Here is a 3,063-nt window from a genome sequence, read left to right on the forward strand (position 1 = left end):
CCCCGGTACAGTTCCAGAAGCCGCCGATCTGCAATTTGCCGCCGATTACGCCGCTTATTATAGCCGCGCTCGCCATAGTGAACAGGTTCCCGTCGTCTATACCCGTCCCAAATACGTCTATAAACCCAAGGGCGCCAAGCCAGGTATGGTGGTTTACAAACAGGAAACGGTAATCTGGGGCTGTCCTCAGAGGGTTGAAGATTACCGCAAAAAATAATTTTTTACCAAATTGTTTACTTTTTTTTACACAAAATGGGTATTGTCTGTTACAATTGTTACTAGAGAGACAAATGCAGTTCAGGCGCTTGGGAACGCAAGAACTATATTTCCTCAGATTACAACAACAAACAACAGCAAACCAGTGGTAGCAGCCGATAGTCTCGGGAAAGACACAAAAAACCGACTATTCAGGTGATATTAAAGCGACCACTGGTATTTTATCCTCACCTAACCGGTTCTGTCAGTTTCCTCAACTTTCTTTTCGGTTTCCGAGACTTATTGCCCAGTTGAAAGAGGGATAGTTAGCATCCAGCTTTTTGTAAAGAAATTTAAACTTCACCCATAGTTAAGCCTCTTCGGCCTAAATAAACGACTAGAAACAGTTTTTTTCGGGAGGCCGGGTTTATGGATAGCCCATTAGGGACGATGAACTTTCAACAGACAGAGCTATACAAAAGAATTCAGGCATTTGCCTTGGATCGGCCAGATAGTCAATTATCTTTCAGCCAACGATTAGCAAAAGATAACGGCTGGTCCTTAGGCTATACTCAGAGAGCGATCGAGGAATACAAAAAGTTTATATTTCTAGCCGTTGCAGCAGGACATCCGGTCACGCCATCCGACCAAATCGATCAAGTTTGGCATTTACATCTGACCTATACGCGATTGTACTGGCAAGAGTTCTGTCCCAAAATTTTGCAAACCACATTACATCACGAGCCGACTCGTGGGGGTTCATCCGAGCAATTAAAATTTGGCAGTTGGTATAGCAAGACGCTAGAAAGTTACGAACAGTTTTTTGGACATATTCCCCCAATAGATATTTGGCCTAAACCCAAAGACCGATTCGGGCGAGATTTGCATTTTATCCGGATCAATACTCAACAAAGCTGGGTTTTGTCAAAACCTAATTTCACAGTCTCCGTCAAACCACAACTGCGAAAAATAGGCATCTTTACCTTTTTAGCCTTCCTTTCACTGATGATAACTGGCTGTCAGATAATCTCCCAAATTCCTAACCCAATGAATTTTACAGGTCCGGAATTTTTAACCTTCTATATTTCCCTAGTAGTGATGGGAATCGCTTTGGCAGCCTGGCTACGTTTTTCCCTGTGCCTAGTTAGCACTAATACAAAGCAGCAACCTGATTTAAATACTTACGAGATAGCTTTCTTGGCGGGTGGCAATCATCGCCTGATTATGGCCGCAATCACCAGTTTGGTAAAACAAGGCTATGTGGAGGTATTAAAAGAAAAATCACCATTTGGAAGAACACAAAGCAAACTGGTGGTGACAGGAAAGATCGATGCTATTGCCGATCCTGTAGAAAAGGCGGTCGCCCAAGATATTTTGGCCACTGATGGGGCAATTGAACAGGTTTTCCAGAATTCTACAGGAATGAAAGATAGCATTCGTTCCCGCCTAGAACAGCTTGGTTTGTTTCCGAGCGATGCCCAAGCATTGAAAGCGCAAATTTATCCATCATTGATTGTGGTTATTCTTCTAGGAATAGGCTTGTGCAAAATGGCGGTGGGAATTTCTCGCGATAAGCCCGTTGGTTTACTTCTCATCTGTATATTTGGGCTTCTAGTTTTGGGAGCAAGGTTTTTTGTCAAACCACAGCGCAGCCGTTATGGAGAGATCATTTTTAAGGATTTAAGAAATCGCTTACAACATTTAAAAACAGCCAATAGCAGCGATTCTGAACTTGTACTTGCGGTGGCGTTTTTTGGAGCAACAGTTCTGATGGCGGATATGGCTTTAGCAGACCTGTATCAAATGCTGACTCCCACAGCCGTTGCTAGTAGCGGCGGTGATGGCGGCAGTGGCGGCAGTGATGGCGACAGTGATGGCGGTTGTGGTGGTTGTGCTGGTTGTGGTTGTATGTGATTGAGTTCAAGGCCATTAACAGCCGCTCGATCGTTCTGTTGAACATTCCCGCCACCGTAGCCCTGTTAATTTTTGCCTTAATCTCCTCTCTGGTTTGATTGCTTAAGTAGGGTTGGCTTAATATTACTGGAAGCTTTGCTAGAAAAGGGTTTTGGCACTTTTTGGGCTAAAAAAGTGCCAGAAACAAACGTTGAGAAATTAGGGACTCAAAACCCTGGCACTTTCCGGAGGCGAACCCAAAGCGCTCGCTACGCGAGAACACAAAGGTTTCCGCTTCCAGGCGCGCGAGGTCATTCTGTTTTTCTGACTTCCCCGACCGATTCGGAGACGACCGACTCCTAACCCCACCAACAAACTTTTTGCCGCAGCCCCTAAATATTCTCGTTTTCAAGGTTTAATTGGGCAATAGCTCTATCAATTAAATCACAGCCCTCCCCCAGGGATTCGATCCGCGAAAACCGATCACGCCAAACCGCCGCACCGGTAAAATCCTGACAATACCAAGCCAGATGTTTCCTGGCTTGCCAGATGCCGCGTTGTCCCTTGTATAGCCATAGCCCCTGTAAATGCTCTTTAGCTAGGCTTAACAGGTCAATAGAGGTGGGTTTCGGCAACTTTTTGCCTGTTTTGAGGTAATAATCGATTTCCCCCACCAAACAGGGATAACCGAGGGTTCCCCGTGAACACATCACCCCATCGGCCCGGGTAAATTCCAAACAATTAATCGCCGCTTCCACAGAAACAATATCACCATTAGCGATGACAGGAATCGATAAAACCTCCTTCACCCGTTTAATCCATTGCCAATCGGCCGGCCCGTGATAACCCTGTTCCCTAGTGCGTGCGTGCAGGGTCAACATTTGCGCTCCCGCATCTTCCAAACGACGGGCAAAATCGATAATATTAATCTCTTGGGCGTTCCATCCCAAGCGAGTTTTCACCGTTACCGGCACC

2 protein-coding genes and 1 pseudogene are annotated in these 3,063 nt (G+C 45.6%); 2 read left to right on the forward strand and 1 reads right to left on the reverse strand.

The window, feature by feature from the left end:
- Together PX484_RS23275 and PX484_RS23280 are read left to right on the forward strand one after the other, a co-directional pair.
- Positions 1–217 (forward strand): annotated as a pseudogene (locus tag PX484_RS23275) (hypothetical protein); the annotation flags it as partial.
- Positions 218–624: 407 nt separating this feature from the next.
- On the forward strand, positions 625–2,109 hold the full coding sequence (locus PX484_RS23280) for a TIGR04222 domain-containing membrane protein (RefSeq protein ID WP_287766165.1): 1,485 nt from the start codon (positions 625–627) through the stop codon (positions 2,107–2,109).
- 371 nt (positions 2,110–2,480) lie between these two features.
- Here PX484_RS23280 and PX484_RS23285 read toward each other — a convergent pair.
- A partial coding sequence (locus tag PX484_RS23285) for a tRNA-dihydrouridine synthase (RefSeq protein ID WP_288105764.1) occupies positions 2,481–3,063 on the reverse strand: 583 nt, incomplete at its 5' end.

This window comes from Microcystis sp. M49636_WE2, from assembly GCF_030065375.1.
Taxonomy (GTDB): domain Bacteria; phylum Cyanobacteriota; class Cyanobacteriia; order Cyanobacteriales; family Microcystaceae; genus Microcystis; species Microcystis aeruginosa_C.